Source organism: Mesorhizobium sp. M0768 (assembly GCF_040320195.1).
Classification (GTDB): domain Bacteria; phylum Pseudomonadota; class Alphaproteobacteria; order Rhizobiales; family Rhizobiaceae; genus Mesorhizobium.
The window spans coordinates 1-1,780 of the sequence record NZ_JAMYPD010000082.1; the positions used below are offsets into that span (position 1 = coordinate 1).

Consider the following 1,780-nt stretch of genomic DNA (forward strand, 5'->3'; position numbering starts at 1 on the left):
TCAGAGCATCGCGGACCTGATCGCGGCGACTGGCCGCTTGCGCTTCGGCCTCGACGGCCGCGGCTATCGCTGCCGGCTCGACAACCCGCAGAAGAGCTTCCTCGATGGCGTCGTCGACGCGTAGTCCACCGAAGGCGATGCAACGCGGCTCGCCATTGTCAAGCAGACCACGCCAGCAGGAATAGCGCGGAATGTTGTGCTTGGTTCCCGTGTAGCGGACCGTCAGCTTGCGGCCGCAGCGCCGGCAGCGGACAAGGCCGGCGAGCAGAGCGTCGCCATGCTTGGGCGCCCCGTGATGCCGGCTCGTGGGCACGTTGTCGCTCACCATCTTGCGGATCGCTTCCGCCCTTTCCCAGCTGACGTAGCCTTCGTGTGCACCCGGGATCAGCGCCAGCCATTCATCACGCGCCTTACGGCGGCTGCGCGAACGAATGGCTGTTGCATCATATCCCGACGCAGCACGAGTCTTACCATAGGCGTAGGCGCCGCCGTAGATCGGGTTCTCGATCATTCGGTGGATGGTCGCATAGCTTGGCCTGCGCCAGACCACATCGCCATTGTTGCGCTTGGCAGGCAAATCCAGCCCATGTTCGAGGAACCAGAGCAGGGCCTGGCGGGCACTGCCGAGTTCCGCCACCTTGTCAAACACAAGGGTGATGGCCTCCTGCATGCGACGGTCGGGATCCTTCTCCAGCCGGTCGCCGACCTTCACGAAGCCGACCGGGGAAGCGACGACGAGTTCACCGCGCCGGGCCTTCTCATAGCGGGCCGACAAGGAGCGCTGACGCAGAAGATCGAGCTCATACTCGTTGAGACTGCCCTTCAATCCCAGCAGCAGCCGGTCATTGCCCTGGCGCGGTGCGTAGACCGTCTCCTGGTCGATCAGCACGGTATCGACGACGCGGCACATCTCGATGAGCTGCTGCCAGTCGCGGCTGTTGCGGGCGAAGCGCGATACCTCCCGCGCCGCAACCGCCCCAACCTTGCCGAGACAGACTGCTGCGACCATCCGATCGAAGCCCGCTCGCGCGACACCGCCAGCAGCAGAGCGGCCGAGATCGTCATCGACCGTCTCGATGCAAGACCAGCCGAGCGCGACCAGGCGATCGCGCATCGCATACTGCAGGGCGCTGCTCTCACGATTGTGCAGAACCTGATGGGCCGAGGACTGCCGCACATAAAGGATCGCCTTTCGCTCCAGATGGTGGGGCCGGATCTTCTCATGCATCATGGCGTGCCTCCTCCCGTGGAACGGCGCGCTCGCCGTCGACGTGGTCGAGGATCAGGCGCACCATCAGCTTTGTCAGCGTCAGGCGCGTCTCTTCCGGCAGCGCCTGCCATGGTGGCATCTGCGCGGTCTCCGCATCGTGCGGGTTGGAGAACAGATCGAACTGATATGTCGTGGGCTGGCGCGGCATGGACCTCTCCCCGATTCGCGTCGTGAGGATCCGATGCTGCGCCCGAAACCTCCAATTGCGATGGGGTGTGGGAATTGGCCGTCGCGTCCTGCAGCAGTGTCACCAAGACGCCAAGCGTTCTGGGATCGACATGTGGGGCAGCGGCAATGCGCCACGCGGTGCAGACCGCGCGATCAAACATCCAGGCCGGAACCTCCAGCCACCGATCGGAGGCGTGGCCAGAGAGACTGCAGCGGAAAACCTCCCGGTCAGCCTTCTCGATCACCTCATGAACGTGAACACAACGCCCGGCCCAGGGATGCCATGGATAAAGAAACTTGCGTTCCTCGGTCCCGTGGGCGTTCTCTCGTCGTGTTGTACAA

Annotated in this window: 2 protein-coding genes; both read right to left on the reverse strand. The window is 64.0% G+C overall.

Annotated elements, in window-relative coordinates; genetic code table 11:
• Nucleotides 1-1,231, reverse strand: a 1,231-nt coding sequence (locus NKI08_RS34340) for a recombinase family protein (protein ID WP_352775921.1), incomplete at its 3' end; no start/stop codon positions are given.
• On the reverse strand, nucleotides 1,221-1,418 hold the full coding sequence (locus NKI08_RS34345) for a hypothetical protein (RefSeq protein WP_023722661.1): 198 nt from the start codon (nucleotides 1,416-1,418) through the stop codon (nucleotides 1,221-1,223). The genes NKI08_RS34345 and NKI08_RS34340, both read right to left, overlap by 11 nt.
• Nucleotides 1,419-1,780 lie beyond the last annotated feature (362 nt).